Source organism: Nocardia sp. CA-107356 (genome assembly GCF_050946365.1).
Classification (GTDB): domain Bacteria; phylum Actinomycetota; class Actinomycetes; order Mycobacteriales; family Mycobacteriaceae; genus Nocardia.
In genome coordinates this window covers 9983722-10009749 of sequence record NZ_CP191992.1, presented here as the reverse complement: position 1 = coordinate 10009749, position 26028 = coordinate 9983722, and the positions used below count along the sequence as shown (strand labels likewise).

The 26028-nt window shown below is 65.0% G+C and carries 29 protein-coding genes; 14 read left to right on the top strand and 15 right to left on the bottom strand.

All coding sequences use genetic code 11. From position 1 onward, the window contains the following. Positions 1-61 precede the first annotated feature (61 nt). The 3 genes from ACQP1G_RS44980 to ACQP1G_RS44970 form a co-directional block, all read right to left on the bottom strand. Complete coding sequence (locus ACQP1G_RS44980) at positions 62-772, bottom strand: anti-sigma factor family protein (protein WP_433196695.1); 711 nt, start codon at positions 770-772, stop codon at positions 62-64. Then, positions 769-1278 (bottom strand): sigma-70 family RNA polymerase sigma factor, encoded by a 510-nt coding sequence (locus ACQP1G_RS44975; protein WP_433196693.1) that lies wholly within the window; start codon positions 1276-1278, stop codon positions 769-771. Before ACQP1G_RS44975 ends, ACQP1G_RS44980 begins: the two co-directional genes overlap by 4 nt. A 62-nt stretch (positions 1279-1340) precedes the next feature. Beyond that, a complete protein-coding gene (locus tag ACQP1G_RS44970; RefSeq protein ID WP_433196691.1) occupies positions 1341-1985 on the bottom strand; it encodes a YqgE/AlgH family protein in 645 nt (214 codons plus the stop codon). 71 nt (positions 1986-2056) lie between these two features. Between ACQP1G_RS44970 and ACQP1G_RS44965 the strand changes: the two genes are divergently transcribed. Continuing rightward, complete coding sequence (locus ACQP1G_RS44965; protein WP_433196689.1) at positions 2057-2818, top strand: lysophospholipid acyltransferase family protein; 762 nt, start codon at positions 2057-2059, stop codon at positions 2816-2818. An 11-nt stretch (positions 2819-2829) separates the two neighbouring features. Here ACQP1G_RS44965 and ACQP1G_RS44960 read toward each other — a convergent pair whose 3' ends face one another. Further along, positions 2830-3141 (bottom strand): GNAT family N-acetyltransferase, encoded by a 312-nt coding sequence (locus tag ACQP1G_RS44960; protein WP_433196687.1) that lies wholly within the window; start codon positions 3139-3141, stop codon positions 2830-2832. A 158-nt stretch (positions 3142-3299) separates the two neighbouring features. On the opposite strand from ACQP1G_RS44960, the gene ACQP1G_RS44955 reads away from it, so the two are divergent. The 3 genes from ACQP1G_RS44955 (at position 3300) to ACQP1G_RS44945 (ending at position 7479) form a co-directional block, all read left to right on the top strand. Continuing rightward, entirely contained in the window at positions 3300-4925 is a 1626-nt protein-coding gene (locus ACQP1G_RS44955) for an alpha/beta hydrolase (protein ID WP_433196685.1), read from the top strand. Between the two features lie 86 nt (positions 4926-5011). Further along, the gene (locus ACQP1G_RS44950) at positions 5012-6133 is read left to right on the top strand and encodes a glycerate kinase (protein ID WP_433196683.1); all 1122 of its coding nucleotides are present in this window, start codon (positions 5012-5014) and stop codon (positions 6131-6133) included. 146 nt (positions 6134-6279) lie between these two features. Further along, a complete protein-coding gene (locus ACQP1G_RS44945; protein ID WP_433196681.1) occupies positions 6280-7479 on the top strand; it encodes a cytochrome P450 family protein in 1200 nt (399 codons plus the stop codon). Positions 7480-7623: 144 nt separating this feature from the next. Here ACQP1G_RS44945 and ACQP1G_RS44940 read toward each other — a convergent pair whose 3' ends face one another. Next, positions 7624-7974: a winged helix-turn-helix transcriptional regulator gene (locus tag ACQP1G_RS44940; protein ID WP_433196679.1), complete on the bottom strand. Its 351-nt coding sequence runs from the start codon at positions 7972-7974 to the stop codon at positions 7624-7626. 180 nt (positions 7975-8154) lie between these two features. On the opposite strand from ACQP1G_RS44940, the gene ACQP1G_RS44935 reads away from it, so the two are divergent. After that, entirely contained in the window at positions 8155-9036 is an 882-nt protein-coding gene (locus ACQP1G_RS44935; protein ID WP_433196677.1) for an NAD(P)-dependent oxidoreductase, read from the top strand. 110 nt (positions 9037-9146) lie between these two features. Here ACQP1G_RS44935 and ACQP1G_RS44930 read toward each other — a convergent pair whose 3' ends face one another. From ACQP1G_RS44930 to ACQP1G_RS44920, 3 genes are read right to left on the bottom strand one after another with little or no spacing between them, the layout of a single operon-like run. Further along, a complete protein-coding gene (locus tag ACQP1G_RS44930; RefSeq protein ID WP_433196675.1) occupies positions 9147-9401 on the bottom strand; it encodes a helix-turn-helix transcriptional regulator in 255 nt (84 codons plus the stop codon). After that, positions 9391-10242 carry an ABC transporter permease gene (locus ACQP1G_RS44925; protein WP_433196673.1) on the bottom strand — a complete coding sequence of 284 codons (852 nt, stop codon included), beginning with the start codon at positions 10240-10242 and terminating at the stop codon, positions 9391-9393. Before ACQP1G_RS44925 ends, ACQP1G_RS44930 begins: the two co-directional genes overlap by 11 nt. Further along, positions 10239-11165: an ABC transporter ATP-binding protein gene (locus ACQP1G_RS44920; RefSeq protein ID WP_433196671.1), complete on the bottom strand. Its 927-nt coding sequence runs from the start codon at positions 11163-11165 to the stop codon at positions 10239-10241. The genes ACQP1G_RS44925 and ACQP1G_RS44920 overlap by 4 nt, the downstream gene beginning before the upstream one ends. A gap of 160 nt (positions 11166-11325) precedes the next feature. Between ACQP1G_RS44920 and ACQP1G_RS44915 the strand changes: the two genes are divergently transcribed. Together ACQP1G_RS44915 and ACQP1G_RS44910 are read left to right on the top strand one after the other, a co-directional pair. After that, positions 11326-12123: an ArsR/SmtB family transcription factor gene (locus ACQP1G_RS44915; RefSeq protein ID WP_433196669.1), complete on the top strand. Its 798-nt coding sequence runs from the start codon at positions 11326-11328 to the stop codon at positions 12121-12123. 593 nt (positions 12124-12716) lie between these two features. Beyond that, positions 12717-13244: an HD domain-containing protein gene (locus tag ACQP1G_RS44910; protein ID WP_433196667.1), complete on the top strand. Its 528-nt coding sequence runs from the start codon at positions 12717-12719 to the stop codon at positions 13242-13244. Here ACQP1G_RS44910 and ACQP1G_RS44905 read toward each other — a convergent pair. Then, a complete protein-coding gene (locus ACQP1G_RS44905; protein ID WP_433196665.1) occupies positions 13220-13702 on the bottom strand; it encodes an NUDIX hydrolase in 483 nt (160 codons plus the stop codon). The two genes, ACQP1G_RS44910 and ACQP1G_RS44905, sit on opposite strands and share 25 nt — an antisense overlap. 288 nt (positions 13703-13990) lie before the next feature. Continuing rightward, positions 13991-14443 (bottom strand): helix-turn-helix domain-containing protein, encoded by a 453-nt coding sequence (locus tag ACQP1G_RS44900; RefSeq protein WP_433196663.1) that lies wholly within the window; start codon positions 14441-14443, stop codon positions 13991-13993. A 345-nt stretch (positions 14444-14788) separates the two neighbouring features. Here ACQP1G_RS44900 and ACQP1G_RS44895 point away from each other — a divergent pair, with 345 nt between their 5' ends. The 3 genes from ACQP1G_RS44895 (at position 14789) to ACQP1G_RS44885 (ending at position 15829) form a co-directional block, all read left to right on the top strand. Beyond that, the gene (locus tag ACQP1G_RS44895) at positions 14789-15115 is read left to right on the top strand and encodes a hypothetical protein (RefSeq protein WP_433196661.1); all 327 of its coding nucleotides are present in this window, start codon (positions 14789-14791) and stop codon (positions 15113-15115) included. Continuing rightward, positions 15108-15299, top strand: coding sequence for a hypothetical protein (locus tag ACQP1G_RS44890; protein ID WP_433196659.1), 192 nt, complete (start codon positions 15108-15110; stop codon positions 15297-15299). Before ACQP1G_RS44895 ends, ACQP1G_RS44890 begins: the two co-directional genes overlap by 8 nt. Before the next feature lie 83 nt (positions 15300-15382). Beyond that, entirely contained in the window at positions 15383-15829 is a 447-nt protein-coding gene (locus tag ACQP1G_RS44885) for a nitroreductase family deazaflavin-dependent oxidoreductase (protein ID WP_433196657.1), read from the top strand. An 83-nt stretch (positions 15830-15912) separates the two neighbouring features. On the opposite strand, the gene aroQ is transcribed toward ACQP1G_RS44885, so the two are convergent. Both aroQ and ACQP1G_RS44875 read right to left on the bottom strand, forming a co-directional pair. Next, positions 15913-16350 (bottom strand): type II 3-dehydroquinate dehydratase, encoded by a 438-nt coding sequence (gene aroQ / locus ACQP1G_RS44880; protein WP_433196655.1) that lies wholly within the window; start codon positions 16348-16350, stop codon positions 15913-15915. A gap of 54 nt (positions 16351-16404) precedes the next feature. Continuing rightward, a complete protein-coding gene (locus tag ACQP1G_RS44875; protein WP_433196653.1) occupies positions 16405-17016 on the bottom strand; it encodes a hypothetical protein in 612 nt (203 codons plus the stop codon). A 394-nt stretch (positions 17017-17410) separates the two neighbouring features. Here ACQP1G_RS44875 and ACQP1G_RS44870 point away from each other — a divergent pair, with 394 nt between their 5' ends. Beyond that, positions 17411-19090: an NTF2-like N-terminal transpeptidase domain-containing protein gene (locus ACQP1G_RS44870; protein WP_433196651.1), complete on the top strand. Its 1680-nt coding sequence runs from the start codon at positions 17411-17413 to the stop codon at positions 19088-19090. 4 nt (positions 19091-19094) lie between these two features. On the opposite strand, the gene ACQP1G_RS44865 is transcribed toward ACQP1G_RS44870, so the two are convergent. The 3 genes from ACQP1G_RS44865 to ACQP1G_RS44855 form a co-directional block, all read right to left on the bottom strand. Next, the gene (locus ACQP1G_RS44865; RefSeq protein ID WP_433196649.1) at positions 19095-19475 is read right to left on the bottom strand and encodes a DUF3054 domain-containing protein; all 381 of its coding nucleotides are present in this window, start codon (positions 19473-19475) and stop codon (positions 19095-19097) included. 500 nt (positions 19476-19975) lie between these two features. Then, positions 19976-21088, bottom strand: coding sequence for a lysylphosphatidylglycerol synthase transmembrane domain-containing protein (locus tag ACQP1G_RS44860; protein WP_433196647.1), 1113 nt, complete (start codon positions 21086-21088; stop codon positions 19976-19978). A gap of 58 nt (positions 21089-21146) precedes the next feature. Beyond that, complete coding sequence (locus tag ACQP1G_RS44855) at positions 21147-22691, bottom strand: adenylate/guanylate cyclase domain-containing protein (RefSeq protein ID WP_433209404.1); 1545 nt, start codon at positions 22689-22691, stop codon at positions 21147-21149. A gap of 124 nt (positions 22692-22815) precedes the next feature. On the opposite strand from ACQP1G_RS44855, the gene ACQP1G_RS44850 reads away from it, so the two are divergent. The 3 genes from ACQP1G_RS44850 to ACQP1G_RS44840 all read left to right on the top strand — a co-directional run bounded on the left by ACQP1G_RS44850 (position 22816) and on the right by ACQP1G_RS44840 (position 26017). Next, a complete protein-coding gene (locus tag ACQP1G_RS44850) occupies positions 22816-24051 on the top strand; it encodes an AI-2E family transporter (protein ID WP_433196645.1) in 1236 nt (411 codons plus the stop codon). Continuing rightward, the gene (gene macS / locus ACQP1G_RS44845; RefSeq protein ID WP_433196643.1) at positions 24029-25234 is read left to right on the top strand and encodes a MacS family sensor histidine kinase; all 1206 of its coding nucleotides are present in this window, start codon (positions 24029-24031) and stop codon (positions 25232-25234) included. The genes ACQP1G_RS44850 and macS overlap by 23 nt, the downstream gene beginning before the upstream one ends. Before the next feature lie 150 nt (positions 25235-25384). Beyond that, on the top strand, positions 25385-26017 hold the full coding sequence (locus tag ACQP1G_RS44840; RefSeq protein ID WP_433209401.1) for a response regulator: 633 nt from the start codon (positions 25385-25387) through the stop codon (positions 26015-26017). Positions 26018-26028: the final 11 nt, after the last annotated feature.

The following is a 26028-nucleotide window of genomic DNA, read 5'->3' as shown; positions in this document are numbered from 1 at the left end:
TCTCGGTGCACCGAGCCACCTTCGATCCCCTCGCCGAATTTCGGCGGGGGGATCGATCGCGTCAGACCGTGCCGGACAGCAGCGTCTCACCTGTCGACGCCAACCGGATCTGCACCGCCTGGATCTGGTCCGGTGCTTTATCGATGGTCCGGTCGATCGTCAGCTCGGTCCCCGGCCCGGCGGGCCACTGATCGAGTTTGCTCTGACTGCCGTCGGTGCCGATCACGTAGAGGTCGAGATTCCAGCTGTAGCGCTGATCGCTCGGCCCGTAGCTGCACGTCATCACGATCCGCGTCTTGCTGTCGGCCCGAACGACTTTGAAGCTGGCCGTCACCGGATTCGGCTTGATCGGCTCCATACTGCGTTCCGCCACAACCTGTTCGGTGCCCGACGTAGTGTCCGTAGCGGTGATCGAGGTGATCACCGGAACCGCGATGGCCACTGCGGCGGCGGCCGCCGCGACCGCGGCGCCGATGGAAACCCACCGGCTGCGACGTCTGCGCTTTTCGGCCGCATAGGCGAGCCGGGGCAGCAACTGCGTGGGCGGCTCGGCTTCGGCCACAGGCGCTTCCAGCGGCTCGATCATCGCGAGTGCGGTCTCGGGTTCGACCAGGGCGAGCAGACCGGGGAGTACGGCGAGATCGGAAACCGCGGCCTGGCAGACCGGGCAGCCGGCCAGATGCTCCTCGTACTCCTGCCGCTCGGCGCGGGTCAGGGAGCCGAGTACATAGGGTGCGTCCCACGTCGAGTAGTCGTCGGCAATATCCGTCATCGGTTCGTCACCCCCATCTCCTGTAATGCCAGCCGAAGTGCCCGCATGCCGTAGTGCATTCGGGATTTCACCGTGCCCGCCGGGATATCGAGTTCCTCGGCGATCTGGTGAGTGGAAAGACCTCGATAGTAGGCACGCACGATCACCTCGCGATGATCGGCGCTGAGCCGTCCCAACGCATCCGCGACCAGCCAGCCGTCCAGAGCCCGATCGGCCTGATCCGGTGCGGCCTGCTCCGGCGGGTTATCGGTACGGAACTCGCGCCGGTTGCGGGCGCTGCGATGTTCATCCACGGCGAGATTGCGCGCGACCGTGAACAACCACGCGCGCGCCGAGGTCGTCGATTGATCCAACACATTCGGGCGTTGCCACGCCCGCAACAACGTCTCCTGCACGATGTCCTCGGCCCGACCGGGGTCGCGAACCAAACCAAGCGTGTACCGCCATAGCGCCGAAGCATGTTCCTGATACAGAACCCGCATCAGCTCGGCTTGTTCTTCGGGCATTCGTCACCTCCCGCTCATCCCACGAATCAGGAGGGTCGAAAGGTTCAATGCTCGACGGCATGTCAATTGCGCTCTAGTTCAATCGGATGCGTGGCCAGCAGCGACAGGGGGAGTGGTTGGCGGCGCAGGACGTGGGCCCACAGGTCCGGGCGGCCGGTACTGATCGGATCCGACGGCAGGGCGGAGAGCACGATCCAGTCGTTGTTCTGCAGTTCGCCTTCGAGCTGGCCGAAGGTCCAGCCGGCGTAGCCAGCGAATATTCGCAGCCCCTCGAGCAGCGGCGTGATCCGTTCCGGGTCGGCGTCGAGGTCGACGAGCACCACGCGGCCGTCGATCCGGCGAAGTCCGGGGACACCGGCGATCGATGCGCCGACCCGCACGGTACCCAGGCATAGTGCCGCGTCCCGTTTGACCGGGCCGCCGATGAACAGCGTCCGTGGCGCGGCCGCCGCCTCGGTCCAGCGTGGCAGCACGTCGTGCACCGCGGTATCGCTCGGGCGGTTGAGGACCACGCCGAGGCTGCCCGCCTCGTTGTGCTCGATGATGTAGACGACGGTGCGCCGAAAGGTCGGTTCGACCAGGTCGGTCGCCGACACCAGCAGGGTGCCGGCGCGCACCACCTGCTCGCTGTGCCGGGAATCACGTCGCCTGCGGTCACCGTGTCCGCCGCGAGTTTTCCGATCGTCCGGGTCATCTCCGCGTGCCACCCCGACATCATCGCACCGTCAGGGGTCATTCGTCGGTCAAGCGGCGTGGCGGATTCCGTTAGTGTGTGGCCATGGAACGGCCCGAGGTTCTCCTCGACAATGCGGACACTGTGTACGACTTCTATCGCGAACACCAGCAGAACCGGCTGAAGGCGTGGGGTGCCTACGCCATTCTCGGGCGTCGATACCATCCGCGCGTCGTGTACGCCGAGGGCGCGCGCAAGCTGCTGCACCAGGTGATCAGCCAGCGAAGACCACTGCTCATCGCGATCAACCATCTTTCCGAATCCGATCCGTACACCGTCGCCGCGGCGGCCTGGCGCAGCGAATTACGCCGGGTGATCGGGCGGGTGCGGGTGCTGGCCAAGGACGAGCTGTTCCTCGAGGCCGGGCAGCGCCGCAATATCGACATGATGGGCGGGATCCCGGTGTTCCGGGGCAAGGACCACGGCTTGCGTGCGGTGAACGCGGCCGGTCAGCGCATGATGGATATCTGCGCCGAACGGATGGCCGGTGGCGATGGGATCGCGGTCTTTCCGGAAGGCACCTGCAATGAGGTCGATCACACCGAGGTGCAGTCGGTGGGCAGCGGGATCGGACACATCGCGTTCCGGGCAATGAAGTTGGGTGCGGAGCCGGTGTTGGTCAGCATGGCTTTGAGCTACGGACCCCGACCCGATCCGACTCTGCCGGTCACCAAGGAAGAGGCCAAAGCGGCCAGCGTCTATTTCGGCGTACCCATCACCGAACTGCCCGCCAAGCCCGCGGAGATCGCCCGGTTGGTGCGCACGGATCTGCAGCAGGCGCTCGACGGGGCGGTCCACGCGTACTGATCTTTGCGCTGTTACTGGGGCAGGCCGAGGTTCGAACGCGCCCACTGTGGGACCAGCGCGATGTATTCCGGTTTCGATTCGACGAAGTGACGCACCATCGGGCACATCGGCAGAATGCCGAAACCCTCCTGACGCGAGGCGTTCAATGCCGCCTGCACCAGCATCCGGCCGTAGCCCTGGCCTTCGTGCCTCGGATCGATCTCGGTGTGGACGAAGGCTCGCTCCGAGGCGGTGTCCTGGTATTCGGCGTATCCGGCGATGGCACCGTCGACGTAGATCTCGAAGCGTTCCAGCGTGGTGTTGTTACGGACCTCAGTCGACATGGCTCGACGCTACTCCGGTGTGGGCGGGCGACTGTGCACCGCAACACTAATGGAACCCGATCGCGTGCTCGACTTGTCTACTTGTCCCGGGCTGGCGAGAATGCTCTTGGTCGCGCTGAACTCTTCTGAACAGCGATGGCCTGGCGGAGGTACGAAACATGATGAGGACGCTGGGCAGTTCACGGGTATTCGGCATCTCGCGGGCATTGGTCGCGGTGGCCGCCGCAAGCCTGATCGGCGGATCGATCGTCACGGGCGCGGCCACGGCAACACCCGACGCCGTCTTCGGCGCCTGCCCGGACTCGTCGGTGACCGAGGGGCACGGCGTGCAATGCGCGGTGATCTCCGTCCCGATGAATTACGCCGAGCCCGACAGCGCTCGCATCGAACTCACCGTCAGTCGGATCGCCGCCTCCGCGGAACGTCGCGGCGTCATCGTCGCCAATCCGGGCGGACCCGGCGCGGACGCCCTCGACTACTGGGCCCGCCGAATCGACTCGCTGCCCACCGAACTCAACGAGCACTACGACCGGGTCGCGGTGCAGCCGCGCGGACTGCGCTGGGCCACGCCACTGCGCTGTGCTGTCCAGGTCAGCGGGGATGCCCAATCGGTCGCGAAATCGGCCGACGGCGAACAGGTTTCGCTGGGCGGCGGTAATCGCGACGACATCAAGAAGGCCTGCGACGCCGCCCTGCCCGGCTACCTCGACACCATCACCACCGAGAGCACTGCCCGCGATCTGGACCAGGTGCGCGCCGCGCTCGGCGTCGACCGGATCAGTTATCTCGGCACCTCCTATGGCACCTACCTCGGCGCGGTGTACGCATCGCTGTTCCCGAACCGGGTGGATCGCATGGTGTTGGACTCCAACGTCAATCCCGACTGGGTGTGGACCGAGGAGTTCGCCCAGCAGCAGGTTGCGGGCAAGCAGCGGCTCGACGATCTGTTCACCTGGATCGCCGAGCACAGCGGTGAATACCGGCTCGGTGATACGGCGTTGCAGGTCTACCAGAATTGGGTGCGGCTGGTCGTGGACCAGGGCGGCGGCTGGTACGCCAATCTGACCCCGCCGCCGGCGAGCGTCGCCGATCTGCCCGGCGCACTGCCCGAACCGCTCGCCGAGATCGCCCGCGACGGCTTCAACGACAGCGTGGAGCAGGCGGGCAAGGTGCAGAATCTGGTGCGCCTGATGCTCACCGGCGGTGCGTCCGCGCAGGTGCCGCTGGTCGGTGCGACCGCGGTCGCCACCTACACCCGTACATTCTGGCCGACCTTCGCCGGGGCGATGGCCGATGCCAATATCGACCCGAAGAATGTCCGCCAACTGCTCGCCATCGAGGGCGCTACCAGCACGGATCCCACCGGTCGCTTCGTGTTCTCGGCCATCACCTGCAATGAGAACGCCGTGCGCGGCAGGCTCGAGCTGATCGGCTCGGCCTTCGCCACCATCGCCTCCGGCGGCAATGCCATGGATGCCCGCGCCGATCTGGTCCGCTCTGGATCCGCCTGCGGTAGCTGGAAGCCGGTGACCCAACCGGTGCCGATCAATGGCAAGGACCTGCGCACCCGACCGCTGCTGCTGCAGAGCCGCCATGACGCGCTGACCACCTATGCGGGCGGTCCGGCCATGGCGCGCGCGATCGGCGGCTCGCTGATCACCGTCGAGGGCGGTGACCACGGTGCGTTCGGGCGCGGCAACACCGTCGTCGACGAGGCCGTGATGACCTACTTGCGTACCGGTCAGGTCGCCATCGACCACGCTGACCAGGCTCCATTGCGGTAGCCGCGCCGACCTCGACGGCGCTGTACCCAGGCCGCGCGGCATCGGCCCGACATGCGACCGTCGAGATCGCCCTCGACAATGTGGGGATGACGTCCGCGCCCCGGGTGGTGCTCGCCCCGGACAAGTTCAAAGGTTCGCTGACCGCACCCGAGGTGGCGGCCGCGCTGGCCGCTGGCATCGTCCGAGTCGTGCCGGAGGCGCAGATCCGGCAGGTGCCCGTCGCGGACGGTGGTGACGGAACCGTCGACGCCTTCGTGGCCGCGGGCTGGGAGCGGGTTGCGCTGACCGCGCCGGGCCCGACCGGCGAGCCCGGCGCGACCTCCTATGCGGTGCACGGCGCCACCGCGGTCATCGAATTGGCGGCGGTCGTCGGACTGACGAAACTGCCAGGCGGACAACCCGACCCGCTCGGAGCCCACACCTACGGCCTCGGCGTCGTCATCGCACACGCGTTGGACCGGGGCGCCACCGACATCGTGCTCGGCTTGGGCGGTAGCGCCTCCACCGACGGCGGCGCGGGCATGCTGATCGCCCTCGGAGCCCGGGTATTCGACCACGATGGTGCCGAATTACCTGTGGGCGGAGCCATTTTGGCGAACGCCGAACACCTCGATAGATCCGGACTGCACCCCGGCATCGCTTCGGCCCGTTTCACGCTGGCCTGTGATGTCGACAATCCGTTGCTCGGATCTGCCGGTGCGGTTGCGGTCTACGCACCACAGAAGGGCGCGACATCGGAGGATCTTCCGATTCTCGAAGCGGCACTGACGAATTGGTCCCACATCGTTGCTCCGGAATACGCCGAGGTCCCCGGCGCGGGCGCCGCGGGCGGTACCGGCTTCGGTGCGCTGGCCGTGCTCGGCGCGAACGTCCGCAGCGGCATCGAAGTCGTCCTCGAACTCCTTGATTTCCCAGCCCATCTCGATGGAGCCACCCTGGTCGTCACCGGCGAGGGCACTCTCGATATCCAGAGCCTGCACGGCAAGGCCCCGATCGGCGTCGGTGACGCCGCGCGCACGATGGGCGTCCCCGTCGTCATCGCCGCCGGTCGCATTCTCCTTACCCCGCAACAGATCCGAGCGGCGGGCTTCACCGCCGTCTACGCACTTGCCGATCTCGAACCGGACCCCGTCCGCTCGATGTCACGCCCGGTTCCCTTGCTGGAGCGCGTAGGCGAACAGATCGCTGTCCACAACCTGCGGATTTGACCCGCGACTATCGTGCGTCGGGCGCCGCCTTATGTTTTCGTACCCTGCTGTTTCGGTATCGGGTACGGATTCCGGAATCGGATGCGCCGTTGCCCATCAGCGGATGACACTGGCCAGGCATCAGCCCGAATCACTTGGGAGACAGCATGACCGAGCCCGTCATCCAGCTGCCCACCGCTGGCGAATCGACCTTCGAAACCTACGACCGGATACGCGAGCGCGGCGAGGTGGTTCCCATCCAGCTGCCCGGGGATGTGCCCGCCTGGATCGCCGTCAGCCACCGAGCCGTCAGCGCGGTTCTCGACGACAGGATGTTCAGTAAGAGCGCGGCGAACTGTCCCGCCCTGCACGATGGCACCATCCCGGCCGACTGGCCCATGCGCGCACTGACCGATATCGACCACATGCTCAACAAGGACGGTCTCGAGCATCGTCGGCTGCGCAAGACGATCAGCCGCGCCTTCACCGCCGCCAGGGTCGCGGCACTCGAACCGCGCATCGAGAAGATCGCGACGGAGCTCATCGACAACTTTCCCGGCGGCAACGAGGTCGAACTCGTCTCCGCCTTCACCACTCCGTTCCCGGTCCGGGTGATCTGCGAATTGTTCGGCGTTCCCGTATCCGAACAGCCACATATCAAGACCTGGTCCACCACGATCGTGTCGCACACCAGCACGGGTGAGCAGGCACAGACCGCGATGCAGAGCATGATCGCCTATTTCATCGAACTGCTCGAGCGCAAGAAACGCGAACCCGGCGACGATCTCACTACCGGACTGCTGCAGGCCGATACGGACAATGAGCTGACCACCGAGGACCTCGTCAATATGCTCTGGTTGGTGATCGTGGCCGGACACGAGACCACCGTGCACCTGCTGAGCAACGCCGTCGTCGTGCTGTGCGCTCATCCCGATCAGCGAGCCAAGGCGTTGGCCGAGGATCGCTGGGGCGACGTCGTGGAGGAGATCCTGCGGTATCAGTCCTCGGTGGTCGGCGCACTGATGCGATACGCGCGCCACGACGTGACGGTGGCGGGGGTGGACATTCCGGCTGGAAGCATGATGCTGTGGTACGGCGGCGTGGGCAGGGACGCGCGGCATTATCCGGAGGCCGATCGCTTCGATATCGATCACGACCATCGCGATCAGCTCGCGTTCGGGCGCGGACCGCATGTCTGCCTCGGCGCGCCGCTGGCTCGGCTGGAGAGCCGGATCGCACTTTCCGAGCTGTTCAATCGCTTTCCGCGACTGAGCCTTGCCTGCGATCCGTCGACAATTCAGTATGCCCCGCAGATCAGCACCAATGGCCCGCTCGAATTGCCGGTGCTACTCGATTCCCTCGGTTAGCCAGCGGGCGGCCGGGTCCTGCCGCCCGGGACCCGGCTCCGGCCAGTGCGTTCGGCAAGCCTGCGAAATGCTCGGCGCATGTGGAAACCGTTGTCTGCGAATGCAATACGGCGGACTCGCGGACACCGCTCGGTGCCCGAGCCGCTAGTTCGCGGAGGCCAGCAGATTTCCGAGGAGCTGATCGCGGTTCTTGTCACCCCACGCCCCCAGCGGACGCAATGCGACATCGAGTTCTTCGCCGAGTGGGGTGAGTGAGTATTCGACGCGCGGGGGAACTTCGGGGAACACCTCACGGTGGACAACGCCGGTGGCTTCGAGCTGGCGCAGGTTTTCGGCGAGCACTTTTTCGCTGACGCCGGTGAGCAGCTTGCGGATCCGGCCGAAGCGCTGCGGGCCCGCGCTGAGCACCCACATCAGATGCAGCTTCCATTTGCCGCCGACGACGTCGATCGCTACCGACATCCCGCACACATCGTGATCCGCGTCACTGCTCATGTCCGCCGCACTCCTTCTGACCTGAATTCGAACCTCGAGGTAAGCAACCGCACCTGAACGTTCGGTCTTCCCGACCCTACCTGCGACAACGACGATGGATTCCTGGCCGTAGCGACTGCTTGCAGGTCGCTGGAAACGGTCAGCCGACAACCATTCGAACGAGAACCGAAGGGACACCCAATGTCCGAGCAGACCACCACTGGATCCGTCTCCGTCGTCGGCCTCGGGCCCATGGGACAGGCCATGGTCAGGGCCTTCCTGGACGCCGGTATCGAGGTAACGGTGTGGAACCGCAGCAGCGACAAGGTCGACGCCATGGTCGAACTAGGCGCGAAGCGCGCCGCCACGGTCGCCGATGCGCTGGACGCCAATGAGGTCACCGTAATCAGCCTCACGCACTATGCCGCCATGTACGACGTGCTGGGCCAGGCGACCGGCCACTTGAAGGGCAGGGTGATCGCGAATCTGTCCTCGGATTCCCCGGAAAAGGCCCGCAAGGGTGCGGCCTGGGTCCGCGAGCACGGTGCGGAGTTCATCTCCGGCGGCGTCATGTCGGCGGGCGACAATATCGTCCATCCGGCGTCGTACATCTTCTACAGCGGTCCGCGCGAGGTCTTCGACGCGCACGCCGAACTGCTCCGCCCGCTGAGCCCGCAGGAGTACCTCGGCGTCGACGACGGTCTCGCGCAGGTCTTCTACCAGGCCCTGCTCACCATCTTCCATCCCTGGCTACTGGCTTTCGACCAGGCGACCGCGGTCATCGAACGCTCCGGGCACCGCGTCGACCAGTTCGTCCCGTTCGCCGTCCGGTCCAATGCCGCGTTCCCCTATTTCATGGAGCAGCATTCGGTCGCCAACCAGAACGGCGGCTGGGCCACAGTGGCCAGTCTCACAATGATGGACGCTGGCGTACAGCACATCATCGACGCCAGCGAAGAGGTCGGTGTCGACGCGACGTTCTCGCATACCGCACAGGCGTTCTGGCGCAGGGCCGTTGCGGCCAGCGAGGAGAAGGGCGAGGCCGTGTCCACATACGCGTTGATGCTCAGCGACCGTTCGTGACACGGTGCGCGCTGCCGTCCGGTACGAGGAGCCTTCGGATCCGCGCTGGGTGGCGGCGCTCCGGCCTATCGAATCGGTTGTGGCACAGCATATGTCGAATTATGGACAGTCTAATCGCCTGCCGCCCCGACTGATTCGGCCGAGCCGAGGCGTGGAAACTGGTGGATGGCGAATACGACTTCCACCGCCACTTCGAAGTACGCAGCGATCCGCAATGCCAGATGCAGGCTCGGGCTGTATTCGCCACGCTCGAGGTAACCGATCGTCTGGTAGTGCACCCCGAGCGCCTCGGCCAACTCCCGTCGGGAGATGCCGCGCTCGGCCCGCAACATGGCGATGCGGTTGTAGATGACCTCAGTAGGCACGCTGAATCGCCTTCTCGCGCCGCGCCGCCACGCTCGACCCGGATTCGCGACGTGCCATCCTGCGCAGCACGACCGGGGCGAGCAGCAACCCGACCACCGCCCAAACACCGAGCACAGCAATGGTTTCCAGATGCCGCCAGGAATGACCGAGCTCGATGGTGACCGCATCGCCCGGCAGCATCGCCGCGCGCATGCCGAGGCCGACCCAGTAGACAGGGAATACCTGCGCGACCCCTTGTATCCAGCCCGGCATCGAGGTGATCGGGTAGAAGATGCCGGAGATCGCGACGATGCCCATGATCGGCAGCGAGACGAAGCCGATATTGCGCGGATTGCTGAACAACGATCCGAGCACCGCACCGACCGGCATGGTCGCGATCATGCCGAGCGTGACAATGCCGATCAAGCTCAGCCAGGAGCCGACGCTGTCCATCGCCGTGCCGTCGACCAGGAAGAGCCCGGGTATCAATACGATCAGGAACGGGATGACTACCCACCCCGCGGTGGTGACGATCTTGCCGATCAGATAGCCCACCATGCCGTTCGGTGTTGCCTTGGCGCGCAACAGCGTTCCGTCTTCGCGCTCCATGGTGAGCAACTGGGCGATGCCGAACATCCCGTTGAAGGCGACGAGCATGCCGAGGATGCTCGGCAAGGCCAGCGACCCGAGCCCGAGGCCACTGGCCTCGAATGTCGCATTGCGCATGAAGAACAGCACGATGACCATGGTGACCGGCCAGAACAGCATGCCCCACAGGTCCTGCGTATTGGTCAGCGATTGCCGCAGCTCGATCAGTCCACGCCGGGTTCCGGCCCGGACCGCGGCGTCCATCGGATTCATCGCGCGACCTCCTTCAGTGAGTGCACCTCGGTTTCGACCCTGCCCGACTCGTATTGCCGCACCAGCGCCATGTACGTGTCCTCGAGCGAGGCGCGCCGCACCTCCAGTTCGCCGATCTGCTCACCGTGTTGTTCGAACAGTTCGTAGACGAATTTGGTCGATTCGGTGGTGGTGTGCACGAATCGCTGTCCGCCATGGGTCCAACGGATTTCGGCCTCACCCGCGATGCGGCGCGACAGTTCGTCGGCCGAGCCGTCGGCGATGATCCGGCCACCGGCCAGGATCATGATGCGGTCGGCGAGCTTCTCGGCCTCGTCGAGGTCGTGGGTGGTGAGCAGGATGGTGGTCCGGTCGTCGGCGAGTCGATGGACCAGATCATGGAATTCGCGTCGTGCCTGTGGATCGAAGCCCGCGGTCGGTTCATCGAGGAACAGCAGTTCGGGACGGCCGACGATGCCTATCGCCACATCCATGCGGCGGCGCTGTCCGCCGGACAGCGATCCGATCTTGCTGTTCGCTTGCTCAGTCAGACCGACGGCCGAGATGAGTTCGTCGGTGTCCCAAGGTCGTTGGATCGAATCGGTGCGGTACGGCGCGTAGTAGGAGCCGAGGTGTGAAAGTAGTTCGTGCACGCGCCATTTCGCGTGGTCGCGCCACGACTGCAGGACCACGCCGACTCGCGCCCGCCAGGCTTCGCTACCGTGTGCGGGATCGGTGCCGAGCACCTCGACGCGGCCCGCGGAGCGCATACGGAAGCCCTCCAGAATTTCGATGGTGGTGGTTTTGCCCGCACCGTTCGGTCCGAGGAGTACCAGCACCTCGCCCTGCCGCGCTCGGAATGTCACATCGTGCAGGACATCGGTCGTGCCGTACCGCATCCGCAATTTCTCGACGTCCAGCGCGACGCTGTTACCCATTGTCATCTCATCCTCCCGTTGTGAGATCGGGATGTTTCGTAGCATATCTACTACATGCCGCCGCGACAATGCTCTTTCCGCGTCGTTCTCCAGTTGACATGCAGCCAAACGGCTGCATATCCTCGGATATGCAGCTTGCTGGCTGCATATCCCGCGAGAAGGTGGCATGGACGAGGTATTCAAAGCACTCGCCGACCCGAGCCGCAGAAGGCTGCTCGACAGCCTCAACGCGCGCAACGGACAAACCCTGCGCGAGTTGTGCGCCGAACTGGATATGGCGCGTCAATCGGTGAGCAAGCACCTCGCAGTCCTGGAGGCGGCCAATTTGATCACCACCCGCCGCAGCGGTCGCGAAAAGCTCCACTACCTCAACGCCGAACCCATCAACGCCATTGCCGACCGCTGGATCACCCGCTACCACCGTGCCCGAGTCCACGCACTGGCCGACCTGAAACATGCATTGGAGGCAAACCCCATGAGTGACAACGCATTCGTCTACACCACCTACATCCGGACCACGCCCGAAAAACTCTGGCAGGCGCTCACCGACCCCGCCTTCACCAACCGCTACTGGGGTGCCAGCTTCGACACCGATTGGCGGCCCGGTTCGGAAATGGTGTGGCACCAACAGGATTGGACCAGCAAGGACCCCGAACAGGTCGTCCTGGAATCAGATCCGTACCGCAAACTGTCCTACACCTGGCACACCTTCGACCCCTCCTTCGCCGCAGCATTCGAGATGAACCCCGACGACGTAGCGGCGTGGTCCCGCGAGCCGCGCTCGAAGGTGACCTTCGAGATCGAGCCAGCCGGTGCCGAACTGGTGAAGTTGACAGTGGTACACGACGGCTTCCAGCCGGGCAGCGCTGTCCTGGCGGGCATCAGCGGTGGTTGGCCGAGCATCTTGTCCGGCCTCAAAACTCTGCTGGAGACAGGCGAGACGCTCCCGGAACCAGCCGTATAGCGCATTGTCAGGTGGGTTGACGTTGCCGAGTTTCCGGGAATCGCCGGTGGAGGCGGTCTATGAAGTATTGGACAGTGCGCAGCTCACCCGTCAACTCTTCGCGTGAGGTCGGGTTGAGGCGATGAGCGAATCGGAGTTCACGAGTCAACACTTTGGTCTGATTCGCCAGCAGTTCCAAGAAGACCTGCGCTTGCGCAAGGTCCGGATCTTCATACATCTATCAGGCCGATCTGTGGGCGTGCATGGACAGGCATCACCTAGCAGGGTGCGTCCCCAGCCGTCGCGGCCCTCGACAGCGCGGGAATCGCACAATGCTATAACGCTGGCCCGTAATTTGTTCTGGCTCACCAAGTTTTCCGCTCCTAGCGCTTTGTGCGGATCTGGCTAGTGCCTGCCTGATGGGCGCCACTTCGAAAGTGGAACGGTTCGAGTCGATCGCGGCCAGGCATGTCGAGGAATGGCCCGCGTGGGGACACCGCAAGATCGCAGCGTTGCGTTGATGCGTGCTGACGGAATCGGCAACGACCAACGGCCAGGGCCTTCGACTTCGCCACCGGCTCGAGCGGCCAACATGATGCGTAGCATGGGCGGTCATGGATGCCGCGATCGACGAACTGCTGGCGTCGTTGACTGAGTCGCGACGTGTGCATTCGCTGGCGGTCGGGCGCAGGTTGGAGAGTGTGGCGCACATGCTGCCGGAGCACCTCCGACAGGATGCGATCACGGCGGCATACCTGCACGATGTCGGGTATGGGTACCCAGTTACGGGATTCCATCCGATCGATGGCGCAAACTTTCTCGAGTCGTTGGGGTACTCGCCGGTCGTATGCCATGCCGTCGCGTTTCACTCCGCCAGCGTCGTTGAGGCCGATGTTCGAGGGTTGGACCTAGCTGCGTTCGATCGGTTCAAGGCAACAAACGTCGACGCACTGGACACGGTCGATGCGTTCGTATGGTGGGCCGATATGACGACCGGCCCGAACGGTGAATTGCTGACAGTAGACGAACGCTTGGATGAGATCCTGAGCCGGTACGAGCCCGGCAGCACTGTTCACACGGCTATCAGTCGTGCCGAACCGCTCATCAGGACGATGGTTCAGCGAGCTTCGGGGTCGATGTAGGGCTCGGTCTTGGTCAGCGCCCAATCGATCCGTTTGCGCTGGCTCGGATCCATTGTGAGAGCGGGGATCTGGTCGACCAGAACCCATTCGACCCGAGTGCTTTCATCGCTCGGTGTCGGCTCACCGCCAATGGATTCGGCGCGGTAGATGACGGTGAATTCCTGCCTGACCTCATCGTTGCTGGTGTAGTGAATGACATGGGTCGGGTCGGTAAAGATGCCGACAAGCCCGACCAGTCGGATGTCGACACCTGTTTCCTCGTGTGTTTCACGAACCGCGGTGTGGCTGAGTGATTCCCCTGGATCGTGTGCGCCACCGGGCATTGACCAGTTGCCGTTGTCGGATCGACAGATGAGCAAGACGGTGTCGTCACGTCGCACGAAAGCCCCCGCGCTCGGTCGGACGCTGTTCGCCGCTGGCGCATTGGGGTCCTGGTGGTAGTCGATGCGTCGACCCATAGAACTCAGAGTACTGCGGGGCGGGCGGTCGCCCACACGGCTTCGAACGACTGCAGGTAGTACGAGAAGAGCCGTCCGCCTGGTACGTGCTGTAGGTGCTGAACGGGTGATTTCGCAGCGTACGCGCCATAGCTATGGGTGTTGATGAGCATCGAATCGTCGAAACGATAGATGCTGTTGTACAGCGGCGTGCGGTGAGTCCTGATGTCGACTCTCGGCAATTTACTTGTCTCCCGCAGGTATTCGAGTGTTGAGTGGCAGCGCTGCGGCAACGATGGCAATTCCTCTTCACGAGCGCGCGCGAACTGCCTCCGAATCGGCATCACCAAGAAGGATGCGAATCTCGGCGCCAGCCTCCGATTTGGCCTGGGCAACGTTCACGAAGTCCAGCGACTCAACTAGGAATCCGCCCGCGTAGACCAAGATTTCGATGTTCTTGGATGCCTGTCGCAGCAACGCCCGCCACACATCGTGCGGAACATCTGGGCGGGTGGGCCAGATCTGAACGATTTCGGACAGTGACGTGTTCATCGTTCGACTACCGGCCAACAGTTCGGGCCACAGGTAGGTCTCGTCTTGTCCAAGTGCCCGAGCGACTTCCACGCGAATGCGTGGGTGTGGACACCGATCCTGGGTGAGCCAGCGCTCGACAGTCTTCGTGCTGACTCCGACCAGTTCGGCGAGACTGTTCTTCGTGAGGCCCGCCGCCGCGGTTGCGCTGCGGAGCCGTTCGTTGGACATGTCGCTATTTCATCAATGAAATGTCCCTAAGTGTCCCTTTTAGAGGGTTATTTCGTCCCTGGATATCGCGCGATTCTGAGTGTCTTGGGCGCCGTGGAGGTGGCAGGGCGCCGGACGCACCAGTAATCGTCGAGGTCCGGGAGGGCGGCAGATGTCGAACCAAGAGCTTCCACAACGAAATCCGTTCATCGGGCCGCCAATCACCTACAGTGGCGCTTCGATCGACGTGGTCGAGCGGTTTGCGGACGCGGTCCGCGAGTGGGCAGGCCAGCCTGCGCCCACAGGATCGTTCCCGCGTGGGACTGTCGATTTTCCCAGCGTTGGGCGTGTCAACGGTGAAGTCGCGTGATGCGGCGAGATTCATTGCGGACCACGCAAACTCGATGTGGTCGCAAGGTCGCGGTGTGGCAGCTGGTACGGAGTTCCGCACGCATTCTGCGGGTGCAGTTCCCACACGAGTCGTTCACCGCCTGTCGCCTGCCGTCGCGCACGCTACTTCCGGATGTGCAACCTGGAACGATCATGTTCGACGCGTATCCGGATCTGGCCGATGCGCGGCAGTTGCTTCCTGAGCACGGCGACCTCTGGGACGCACTTCGCGAGGACTACTGGGCCGCTCTGCTGTGTGGGACGGACCTCCCAAACCCATTGGGGCATAACTCGAATGACTGAGATGCAGCCCCGGCGATGTGAAATCGCCCCGTGCGTGCGTGCGCTGCTCGCGGCTTTCCACGAAGACACCTGGTTCAAGCTCGAGTTGGCTCCCGTGGAAGGCGGCCCGCTTTATCAGCGGGCGGACGGCTCGCTATGGGAGATCGGCGAAGACGGCTGGCCCATTGACTACGACTGCCGATAAAGAGAGCAGTGCTCTTGACTTTGCGCAGGCTGACGTGGAACACTGATCTCAACAGAGAGCAGTGCTCACAACAAGGAGTCGTCATGAACGCCAGCACCCGCTACATCGGTCCTACCGGCCTCGACCCGATCATGAACAAGGTTGCCAACTGGCTGCCTCGGCTCGGCATCAGTGTGATGGGTTCGCGGCTGCTGGCCGTGCGCGGTCGCAAGAGTGGCGAGTGGCGGACCACGATGGTGAATCTGATGACCGATAGCGATGGCACTCGCTACCTGGTCGCGCCGCGCGGGCATACGCAGTGGGTGCGGAACCTGCGGGTTGCGGGCAATGGTGAACTGCGACTCGGGCGCAAGGTCGAGGCATTCACGGCAGCGGAGGTGGCGGACGCGGACAAAGTGCCGCTGCTGCGCCTCTACCTGCAGAAGTGGGGCTGGGAGGTCGGCAAGTTCTTCGAGGGCGTCACCAAGAACGCCACCGACGCGGAGTTGGCCGAGATCGCGCCGGGCTTCCCGGTCTTCCGGCTCGCATAGCCCGACAAGGCAATCCGGATCGTGACGAACGGCCACGCGGCGAAAGCCGGCCCGCTGGATGCTCAACAGCGGGCCGGCCTCGCTTAACGGTTGATCAAGAATTCGATGGCGGCGGCGTAGCCCCGAATCCCCATCCCGGCGATCACCGCGGTCGCGATACCCGAGATGTAGGAGTGATGCCGAAACTCCTCACGCGCATGCACATTGCTGATGTGCACCTCGACAATCGGGAGCTCCGGAATCACCAACGCATCGCGCAACGCCACCGAAGTGTGTGTCAGCCCACCGGGATTGATGACAATGCCCGACTCGACGCCGCGTGCCCGGTGGATCCGATCGATGAGCGCTCCTTCGGAATTCGACTGGAACGCATCGATCTCGCGGCCGTATCGGGCGGCGGTCTGCTTGCACAGCTCGACGACATCGTCGAGCGTGTCCGACCCGTAGACCTCCGGCTGCCGAGCGCCGAGCATATTGAGGTTCGGGCCGTTCAGAACCAGGATCGGACCAGGTGTCGACATGAACAAGACACTAGCCGTAGCGGCAGGGTCGCTCGAACAACGCAGCCGATCCGATCAGAGTCCCTGCGGACCTTCCGACCGCAGGTCGTCCACCTTCCGCATGGCGGTGCGCAACTCCTCGAGCCAGGCCTCCGCATGTTTGCCCGCCAGCTTCACCGTCCATGCCAGCGCATCCGCCCGCGACCTGGCCACACCGGAATCGACGAGCGTATCGAGCACCTTGCGCTCCGGCTGACGCAACCGGGTCATCACCGGAACGGCCAAGTGCGTGAACATGATTCGTTCACCGTCCACGGAGACGCCCCAGGCGACACTGCGGCCGTAGCGGCGCTGCGCTTCGTCCGCGATCCGCATGCGTGCCGGGCGGGTGGTCTCGCGGAATCGGGCGACCGCACCCTCTTTCGTCGCGGTCGGAACCTTCTCGGTGGGCGCATCGGTATCGGCCTCGGCGGCCTCCGCTACCGCGGGCTTTTCGGGCTGCGGGATCGGAAGTTCACCGATCACCACGATTTCGTCGCGGTCGATTTCGATAACGGGCGGTGCGCTGAACCAATCGCTCGGCAACCGTCCAGCGAACCAGTCGGGGGCATCCGCTGGGTCCGGTAGGTCGGCCTGCTGCCAGCCGCCCGGACGTCCGAAACCCCGTCCCCGATGATCGTGCCTCATGGGATTCACCTACTTACTGTGGTGTGTTCGTTTCATTGATTACAAGATTACGTCGCAAATGCGAGCAGCGGTTCTGCTCTGTGCGAACGGTTTCGATGTCCAGCCGCGCGGGTAGCCCGCAGTGAGGGTGTGCGCTGGTCAATGGGGCCCTTCGCCCCCGAAACGCCGACGTACGCCGTTTTCGTCCGACTTTGCGTTCCGGCCGGTACGGTTGCGGCGCTGGGTGTCGCAGCGGACCGGAGAACGGCCATGATCGGCCGCCCGAAGCCAGGGTTTCGGGCACAATTGGAGATGCTGAGCATGGGTAACGAACGGGCGGCGGCGGCACGGCGGGCAAATAATTTCAGGTACGGTGGTCTTGTTACTGGAGTGACAAGAGTAAAGAGTGGGCGACATGGATGTGTGGGGATCCCGCCGCTATCGCGTCCGGGGCGCAATCGCACTCGCGGGGGCGGCGGCACTGGCCATCATGCTCGGATCGTGTGGATCCGACGAGAAACGAAATGAAGCCGAAGGCGTCGTAGACCGCTTCACCGAACTGCTCGACGATCAGAACTATGCCAAGGCCGCGGAGCTGACCTCCTATCCCACGGCTGCTTCGGCAACGCTGAAGCAAATGTTCGCGGGTTTGCAGCCGGGCAAGGTCGACTACCAGAAGACCCAATTCATCGGTCTGGACCGCGAGGCCGGACTGTTCAGCATGGACGTCGCCTGGAACTTCGGCGAGAACAAGATCTGGAAGTACAGCCTGCAGGGCAATGTGCGGAAGTTGGCGATCGGCTGGCGGATCTCCTGGGATCCCGCCGTCGTCATGCCGCAACTGGACCACAACCGCACAGTTCGGCTCGTGCGCACTACACCCACCCCGCCACCGCGGGTCACCGACATCGTCGGCGGCGCGCTGATGACCGAACAGGTCATCAATGTGATCAAGCTCGATCCGGCGAAGACGACCAACTTGGTCGCCTCGACCGACGCACTGGCCAAGGCCATCGAACCGGTCGCGCCGCTGATCACCGGACCGTCGCTGATGCAGCAGCTGTCGACCTCGCAGGGCAAGCCGATCGTCGCGGTGAATCTGCGTGAACCCGATTTCGCGATCCTGGAGTCCGCGATGGGGCGGGTGCCCGGCGTAGTCATGGAGAAGCAGCCGCGGCTCATCTCCGCCGATCGCCGGACCTGGTCGCCGATGCTGGACGCGCTGCGCAAAGTGTGGCAGGACAGTCAAGATCAGCACGCCGGTTGGGGTGTGCAGATTTTCGAACAGGACGGTCGCTATGTCGGTCAGGTCGCCGGATATCAGGGACCGCCCGGTCCGGATATCGCGGCCACCATGGATCAGCGCCTGCAGCGTGCCGCCGAGGATGCCGTGGTGAGCGTCGCCACGCCCGCCTCGATCGTGGCGATCCAGCCCTCCAGCGGCGCGGTCGTCGCGGTCGCGCAGAATACGCAGGCCAGTGAGCACGGTTCGGTCGCCTTCACCGGGCTATATCCGGTCGGCACCAATATCGACCTGTTCCGCAATGTCGCCTCGGTCCTGAAGAACAAGGCACCGCAGGACGTTCCGGTGCCGGATGCGGCCGAGGCCGCGCCGAATCTCGGCGTCGGCGTCGACTACAAGGTGCCCGGATTGGATGAGGTCACCGGGCGGGTCGCGGTCGCTGGTCGCAGTGCCGAGCAGGTCCGTCAGGGCGGCGGGACGGATGCGGTGTTGGCCAGCCCCTTCGGTATGGCGATCGCCGCGGCGGCTATCGCGCGCGGACAGGTGCCGCCGCCGATGATCGAGGCCGGACGGCCGAGTACTACCGACGCGCAGGTCAGCGGTATGCCACCGGAGCTGACCAACCGGTTGCGCGGTCTGCTGCGCGATGGCGCGGGCCGACCGGAATTCGCACCCCTGCGGCCGTTCCGTGACGTCACCGGGCTCGCGGCCACCGCGGGCAATGACGGTTGGCTCATCGCGAATGCGGGGGATCTGGCCTTCGCGATCCACATCAACGATGCCGACAGCGGCGACGCGACCGCGCGGATGGCGGCCAGGATGCTGCAATACTTGGCCAGCCCGGAGCCGTAACGCCTCAGTTGAAAGCCTTGATGGCCGCGCGCCAGCCGAGTAGGAACAGCGCGAGCACACACGCCGCGACGATGATGAAACTGAACGCCGTGCCCTGACCGCCGATCACACGCAGCAGCATCCCGCCGCAGAGCGTGCCGAGCCACACCAGAACTCCGGTCGGCCACAAGGCGGTTCCGTCGAAGTGCTCGGCGCGCCCCTTGTCGCCGACCGTCCGGCTCGCCACGGCGACGGCCACCACCCAGCCGATCGCAAGTCCGATCCCGAACGGCCACACCGTCTTCAATAATCCGGTGAGTACCGCCTCGTCATGGCTGCGCCTGCCGATCACGCAGAACAAGATGACCAGCAGTGCATCGACCAGCAGCGGCACCAGTTTCTTCACGCGCGCAAGCGTAGTAGTGCCCACCTATCGCTCGACCCAACACCTGCCCGGTCGAGTCCGGACTTACTTGCCCCGGACGACCACTGAGCCGGTATACGTGAGTCTCGGAACGATTCGTACCCCGGCGCCCATCGCGGAGCGGGTCTTACGAGCGAGGAGTTCGTGGCCTGTCTCGTGTCCGCGTCGTAGAAGCGCATGCCCGCAGGTACGAGTCTTGATCACGGTGCTGGCATACCCTAGGGCCGAACGATCCGTACCCCCGGCGCCCATCGCGGAGCGGGTCTTACGAGCGAGGAGTTCGTGGCCTGTCTCGTGTCCGCGTCGTAGAAGCGCATGCCCGCAGGTACGAGTCTTGATCACGGTGCTGGCATACCCTAGGGCCGAACGATCCGTACCCCCGCGCCCACCGCGGAGCGAGTCTCGACGGCTCGGACGCGAGACCAAGGGGGCCGCGAACACGCGGCGCCCGCGCCGCCAAAAACAGAGCGGCCAACGACACCTCACAACCGTCGTTGCTCGAATTCCTTCTCGAACTCGGCATCGTCGGCCTGCGGGGTGCGGAACAGGAAGGCGAAGACGATCCAGCCGATGATCGCGACCAGGATGAAGCTCACCAGGCGGTAGACGAAAGCGGCAGCGACGGCCTGGGAGGCGGGTAGGGCCGCGCCGGCGGTGAGGCCGTAGATGAGCGTCGCGTCGACGTAGACGATGCCGCCGGGGGCGAACGGGATGGAGCCGACGGCCTTGCCCGCGGTGAATGCGATCAGCAGACCGGCCAGCTTCGGATCGGCACCCACCGCGTAGCAGGCGGCGCCGAGGCATGCGACATCGGCGAAGCGGTGCACCATTGCCCACCCCGCGACCAAGACGCCGTCGCGCTTGCCGAGATCAACCGATTCCAGCTGCGAGAGCATATCGGCGATCTTGCTCATGGCCTGGTCGGCGGGCCGTTTGCGGATTCGGTTGAGCAGCGCGAGCCCGCGGCGCAGCACGGCCTCCAGCGCGCCGGGATTCTTCGAGAGGTAGTTGCCCGCCCAGACCAGCGCGATTACACCGGCCAGCGACAGGATGAGTTTGAACGGTCCGACCCGGTTGCCGACCAGCAGCGTGCCGCCGACGCCGAGCAGCGCGAGTCCGGCGGTGGCCACCACACCGGAGATCACCAACTGCCAGGAGGCGACGATCGGGTTCGCGCCCCAGCGACGGGTCTGGCGGTAGGTGAAGGCGGTGGAGAACACCTGTCCGGCAGGCAAGGTCACCGACATCGCGGTGGCGCCGTAGACGACGGCGACGGATTTGTGCTGGCGGACTTCGACGCCGCCCGCGTGCAGGAGTTGTTTCTGGACCCGGCTGAATCCGCTCATCGACAGTGCCTGCATCCAGATGCAGGCGGTGACCCAGCCCCAATGAATTTCGGTGAGCTTATTCCAGGAATCGTGTAATCGTGGCCAGAGGTAGTAGCCCTCGCCGATCAGCAATGCCAGCAATGCGATACCGGCGACCCATTTGACCCACCAGAACCTCCCCCGTTGCCCCCGCGTCGATTGTCTGTCGGTGGGGTCGTCGGACGACCGCGGTGCGGGATCGTCCGCTAGTTCCCCGTTGGCGGTCACGCGATCAGCCTAACGAACCGACTGTTTCGCTGTCTGCATCGACGTGCGGAGCCAGTAGCTACTCGGCGGTGCTCCCGGTGCTCTCCGTGGTCGCCCAGGCTGTCTCGTCCTGATCCGCCGCTGGTACGTCGGCGCCCTCCTTGGGCCAGGCCAACCTGGTCTTTCGCCGCCGCCCGCGCAGCTGGACTTCGTCCCCCGCTATCCAAGAGTCCTGCTCACTTTCATCGGCGAAATACAGCGCGCTGCCGGAGGCGAGTACGCGGCCGGGTTGATCCTTGGCCAGTTCGGTCAGTCGTGATGCCTCGTTCACCGGATCGCCGATCACGGTGTATTCGAAACGGTTTGCGGCGCCGATATTTCCGGCGACGGCCAGACCCGCCGATACTCCGATACCGATATCGAGTCCGGGCACCTCGCGCAGGGCTTCGCGCAGTTCGCGGGCGGCGGCCAAGGCGGCGGTCGGCGCGTCCGGCCGGTCCAGCGGTGCGCCGAAGATCGCCAGTGCGGCGTCGCCGACGAATTTGTTGACGAATCCGTGGTGGCGGTCGATGACGTCGACGACGATGCGGAAGAACTCGTTGAGCAGGCTGACCACCTCGGTCGGCGGCCGCTCCGCCGCGGTCGCGGTCGACCCGACCATATCGACGAACAGTACGGCCACGAATCGGGTCTCCCCGCCCAGTTCGGTGCCATAGTCGAGTGCGCGCTGGGCCACCTCCTCGCCGACATGCTGGCCGAAGAGTTCCTGCAGCTCGCGGCGTTTGGCGGCCTCTTCCATCATGCGGTTGAAGCCGACCTGGAGCAGCCCGATCTCACTGCCGTCGAATACCTCGACCTGCACGTCACGGGCGCCCTCCTGCACCCGGTCGATGGCCTGGCTGAGCTGGCGCACCGGATCGGAGATGCTCGATCCGGTCAGCATGGACAGGGCCAGCGCCTGCATGATCACCACACCGCACAGCAGCAGGATGGAGATGGCCAGTGACTGCGCAGAGAACTTCACGTCCGACGAGATCTGCGTGACGCACAGCAGCACGATGGCGATGGTGGGGGCGAAAGTGCCCATGCCCCAGGTCATCGCCATCCTGGTGCCGACGCCCGCCGTCAGCGTGCGGTCGAACGAACCCTCGGTGAGGGCTTCGGCGGCGACCGGGCGCAGAATCCGTTCGCCGAGCATGTAGGTGAAGCCGAAGACGATGGTCGCGGCCATACATTCGGTGACGATGACCGCGCCCGCCAGTTCCGGCGCCTCCGCGATGATGGTGGCCGCCAGGATGGCGCCGCCGATCAACCACAGCACCAGATGCAGGATCGCCTGTCGCAGCGGGGCGTGCAGTGCCGCCATCTGCTCCTGTCGGCTCGGTGGTCCGCCGCGCATCTGCCAGCGCATGACCGGGCGCAGCATCAGCGCCGACGCGGCCAGGCTCAGCAGACCACCGGTGGTGAAGACCAGCGCGGGAATCAGCAGGCCAGTGCGCCTCGCACCGGCCGCCTCACCCTCGGGAACCGGGAGTCCATATTGGATGAACGCCCACACCAGGACCGCACCGAAGGCATTGGCCAACAGCATCGATGTCAGGTACAGCGGCCAGCGCGTTCGCATGGTCTGTTTGACCGCTTCCAAAGGCGCTGACACGATGACCAATCTAGCGTTTGGATCATGCGCATATCCGCGGCGGTCTGCGCCCATTAGGCTCGCGAAGGTGACCGACCAGAAGGTAAGTGCTATGGGGAAAGCCACTGCTTCGCGGTCGGCTGCTGATTCCGTCCACCCATTCGTCCGGGTTTCCGCGGAGTGGTCGTGGCGGCTGCTGGTGATGTTCGCGGCGCTGATAGCGGTCTCGGCGGTGGTGCAGAGATTGGCGACGGTGGTGATCCCGCTCGCCATCGGCCTACTGGCCGCCGCACTGCTGGCGCCGCTGGTGGATTGGCTGCAACAGCTCGGGGTGCCGAGGTCGGTGGGGGTGTTCGTCGCGCTGGTCGGGTCGATCGGCGTGGTCGCGGGCATCATGACCTTCGTCGTCGAACAGTTCGTCGAGGGCGTGCCGCAGCTCTCCGACGAAATCACCCACAGCATTCACGAGATTCAGGACTGGCTGATCAACGGTCCGCCGCATCTGAGCAATGAGCAGATCCGGAATGCGGGCGACACGATCGTCAAAACGATCCAATCGAATAGGGAAGGTCTCACCAGCGGGGCGCTGACCACGGCGACAGTGATCGGGCACGTCCTCACCGGCGCGTTCCTGACGCTGTTCATTCTCATCTTCTTTCTGTACGGCGGCGATCAGATCTGGCATTTCGTCACCCGGATCGTGCCGACGCCGCATCGGGAAAAAGTGCGCACCGCAGGGCAACTCGGCTTCGGCACGCTGGTCGGGTTCGTCCGCGCCACCGTGGTGGTCGCGCTCGTCGATGCCATCGGCATCGGTGCTGGTCTGGCGATTCTCGGTGTGCCGTTGGCGCTGCCGCTCGCGTCGCTGGTGTTCATCAGCGCGTTCATTCCGATCGTCGGTGCGTTCCTGGCCGGGACCATCGCGGTCTTCATCGCGTTGGTGACCAAGGGCTGGGTGACCGCGTTGATCGTGCTCGGCATCATCATCGCGGTGATGCAGTTGGAGAGCCATGTGCTGCAGCCGCTGTTGCTCGGGCGGGCCGTGAGTATCCATCCGCTGGCGGTGGTGCTGGCCATTGCCGCTGGCATCGTGCTCGGTGGGATCGCGGGCGGTTTGCTGGCGGTGCCGTTCGTCGCGGTGATGAATACCGCGATCCGGTCGCTGCTGTCCGATAACGCGGAGGAGGCGTTCGAGGAACTGCACACCGGCGAAGGGGGCAGGATGTATTCGGCGGAGCCGGATAAACCGGACCTCGGCCGATTCGACGTGGAGGCGACACTGGCGCGGGAGGCGGCCAGGGAGCAGCAGGGTGGGGATAAGACCGATGACGCGGCCGGGCCCGACTGAGGTCGGATCTGTCGAACTGAGCGCGGACGATGCGGCGACCGCGCCGCTGTGGCGAGCCGTGCAGGCGTTGCGGCTGGTCACACTGCTCTACGCGGTCGGCCAGCAGATCGCCTCGGTGGGTTACTACCAGCACCAGCAGCTGAGCTGGGTGCTGATCGCGGTAATGGCGGTGTGGTCCGGCGCCTCGGCGTTCATGTTGTCGCAGTGGCATTTTCCCGATGTGGCGCGGCTGCGGTGGTGGGTGGTGATCGGCGACCATGTGGTGGCTGTCGCGCTCATCGCCTCGACCCGATTGGTCGCCGATTACGGCTGGTACCACGGGCATCAGACGCTGCCGACCACCCTATGGGTCGCCAATGCCGTTGTGTCGGCAGCGATTCTGCGCGGCCCGCTCGCCGGTGTGCTCTCCGGGCTGCTCATCGCCGCGGTGATCGTGACGGTGCGCGACCAGTGGGGTCAGGATGTGTGGGCCGATGCGAGCGCGCCGGTGCTCGTCTCCATCGGTCTTGCACTCGGACTCGCGGCCAATACCGCGCGGCGCGCCCAAGGCCAGCTGGAACGGGCCGTGCGGTTGACCGCCGCCGCCGAAGAACGCGAACGGCTGGCCCGCGAAGTGCACGACGGTGTATTGCAGGTGCTCAGCTACATCAGGCGGCGCGGCAACGAGATCGGCGGGCCCACCGAGGAATTGGCGCAGCGGGCCGCCGAACAGGAAGTTGCGCTGCGGGTGCTGATCTCCGAACAGGGCAAATACCGGGATACCGGTGGCGCCGATGTCGATCTGCGGCCGCTGCTGACCGTGCACGCGACGCCATCGGTATTCGTCTCGACGCCGGGTGAGCCGGTGCGGGTGGGGCGCTGGGCGGCCGGTGAGATCGCTGCGGCGGTAGCGAACGCACTGTCCAATGTCGCGTTACATGCCGGACCGGAGGCGAAAGCCTATGTGTTGCTGGAGGATATCGGAAACGAGCTGATCATCAGCGTGCGCGACGACGGCGTCGGTATCGCACCCGGTCGGCTGGCCGAAGCGGAAGCCGAAGGACGCATGGGTGTTTCGCGCTCCATCATCGGCCGGATCGAGACTCTGGGTGGGACCGCGGTCTTGTTGACCGAGGCGGCGGGTGGTGTCGGATTCGGCACCGAATGGGAGTTCCGGGTACCACGGACAGGAGGTGCGGCGTGACCGATAGCCATGCGGCCGATGTGATTCCGGTCGTGATCTCCGAGGGATACCGGAGGCCCCAGGGCAAGCGAACCGACCCGGGGGCGGTGGCTCGAGCGTCGAGAGGAGGACACGGTGACCAGTGATAGTGCGGCCGGGGCGATTTCGGTGATGGTGGTCGACGACCACCCGATGTGGCGCGATGGGGTGTCCCGGGATCTGGCCGAGGCCGGGTTCGAGGTGGCCGCCACCGCGGACGGGGTCGGATCGGCCACCCGGCGGGCGGCGGCGGTGCGGCCCGCCGTGGTGCTGATGGATATGCAGCTGCCCGATGGGAACGGGGCCCAGGCCACTGCGGAGGTGCTGCGGGTGTCGCCGCAGAGTCGGGTGCTCGTCTTGTCCGCGTCCGCCGAGCGCGGTGATGTGTTGGACGCGATCAAGGCGGGGGCCTCGGGTTATCTGGTGAAGAGCGCGTCCGCCAGCGAGCTGATCGAGGCCGTGCGAGCCACCGCGGCAGGGCAGCCGGTGTTCACTCCGGGGCTGGCCGGTTTGGTGCTCGGCGAGTACCGGCGGATGGCGACCGCACCCGCCGAACCGGACCAACCGCATCGGCCCGCGCTCACCGAGCGGGAGACCGAGGTGTTGCGGATGGTGGCCAAGGGCTTGTCCGCCAAGCAGATCGCATCCCGGCTCGGGCTCAGTCATCGCACGGTGGAGAACCATGTGCAGGCGACACTGCGCAAGTTGCAGTTGGCCAACCGAGTCGAACTGACCCGCTACGCGATCGAACAGGGGCTCGAATAGGCCGGCGCTGG

What these genes read in the sequence shown, in the direction of transcription:
- ACQP1G_RS44875 (WP_433196653.1), bottom strand. Translation starts at nt 17,016, where the DNA reads ATGAGGCACGATCATCGGGGACGGGGTTTCGGACGTCCGGGCGGCTGG.
- ACQP1G_RS44945 (WP_433196681.1), top strand. Translation starts at nt 6,280, where the DNA reads ATGACCGAGCCCGTCATCCAGCTGCCCACCGCTGGCGAATCGACCTTC.
- ACQP1G_RS44850 (WP_433196645.1), top strand. Translation starts at nt 22,816, where the DNA reads ATGGGGAAAGCCACTGCTTCGCGGTCGGCTGCTGATTCCGTCCACCCA.
- ACQP1G_RS44935 (WP_433196677.1), top strand. Translation starts at nt 8,155, where the DNA reads ATGTCCGAGCAGACCACCACTGGATCCGTCTCCGTCGTCGGCCTCGGG.
- macS (WP_433196643.1), top strand. Translation starts at nt 24,029, where the DNA reads ATGACGCGGCCGGGCCCGACTGAGGTCGGATCTGTCGAACTGAGCGCG.
- ACQP1G_RS44855 (WP_433209404.1), bottom strand. Translation starts at nt 22,691, where the DNA reads ATGCGAACGCGCTGGCCGCTGTACCTGACATCGATGCTGTTGGCCAAT.
- ACQP1G_RS44955 (WP_433196685.1), top strand. Translation starts at nt 3,300, where the DNA reads ATGATGAGGACGCTGGGCAGTTCACGGGTATTCGGCATCTCGCGGGCA.
- ACQP1G_RS44915 (WP_433196669.1), top strand. Translation starts at nt 11,326, where the DNA reads ATGGACGAGGTATTCAAAGCACTCGCCGACCCGAGCCGCAGAAGGCTG.
- ACQP1G_RS44940 (WP_433196679.1), bottom strand. Translation starts at nt 7,974, where the DNA reads ATGAGCAGTGACGCGGATCACGATGTGTGCGGGATGTCGGTAGCGATC.
- ACQP1G_RS44910 (WP_433196667.1), top strand. Translation starts at nt 12,717, where the DNA reads ATGGATGCCGCGATCGACGAACTGCTGGCGTCGTTGACTGAGTCGCGA.
- ACQP1G_RS44975 (WP_433196693.1), bottom strand. Translation starts at nt 1,278, where the DNA reads ATGCCCGAAGAACAAGCCGAGCTGATGCGGGTTCTGTATCAGGAACAT.
- ACQP1G_RS44885 (WP_433196657.1), top strand. Translation starts at nt 15,383, where the DNA reads ATGAACGCCAGCACCCGCTACATCGGTCCTACCGGCCTCGACCCGATC.
- ACQP1G_RS44950 (WP_433196683.1), top strand. Translation starts at nt 5,012, where the DNA reads ATGACGTCCGCGCCCCGGGTGGTGCTCGCCCCGGACAAGTTCAAAGGT.
- aroQ (WP_433196655.1), bottom strand. Translation starts at nt 16,350, where the DNA reads ATGTCGACACCTGGTCCGATCCTGGTTCTGAACGGCCCGAACCTCAAT.
- ACQP1G_RS44925 (WP_433196673.1), bottom strand. Translation starts at nt 10,242, where the DNA reads ATGAATCCGATGGACGCCGCGGTCCGGGCCGGAACCCGGCGTGGACTG.
- ACQP1G_RS44890 (WP_433196659.1), top strand. Translation starts at nt 15,108, where the DNA reads ATGACTGAGATGCAGCCCCGGCGATGTGAAATCGCCCCGTGCGTGCGT.
- ACQP1G_RS44870 (WP_433196651.1), top strand. Translation starts at nt 17,411, where the DNA reads ATGGATGTGTGGGGATCCCGCCGCTATCGCGTCCGGGGCGCAATCGCA.
- ACQP1G_RS44920 (WP_433196671.1), bottom strand. Translation starts at nt 11,165, where the DNA reads ATGACAATGGGTAACAGCGTCGCGCTGGACGTCGAGAAATTGCGGATG.
- ACQP1G_RS44840 (WP_433209401.1), top strand. Translation starts at nt 25,385, where the DNA reads ATGGTGGTCGACGACCACCCGATGTGGCGCGATGGGGTGTCCCGGGAT.
- ACQP1G_RS44980 (WP_433196695.1), bottom strand. Translation starts at nt 772, where the DNA reads ATGACGGATATTGCCGACGACTACTCGACGTGGGACGCACCCTATGTA.
- ACQP1G_RS44965 (WP_433196689.1), top strand. Translation starts at nt 2,057, where the DNA reads ATGGAACGGCCCGAGGTTCTCCTCGACAATGCGGACACTGTGTACGAC.
- ACQP1G_RS44900 (WP_433196663.1), bottom strand. Translation starts at nt 14,443, where the DNA reads ATGTCCAACGAACGGCTCCGCAGCGCAACCGCGGCGGCGGGCCTCACG.
- ACQP1G_RS44960 (WP_433196687.1), bottom strand. Translation starts at nt 3,141, where the DNA reads ATGTCGACTGAGGTCCGTAACAACACCACGCTGGAACGCTTCGAGATC.
- ACQP1G_RS44905 (WP_433196665.1), bottom strand. Translation starts at nt 13,702, where the DNA reads ATGGGTCGACGCATCGACTACCACCAGGACCCCAATGCGCCAGCGGCG.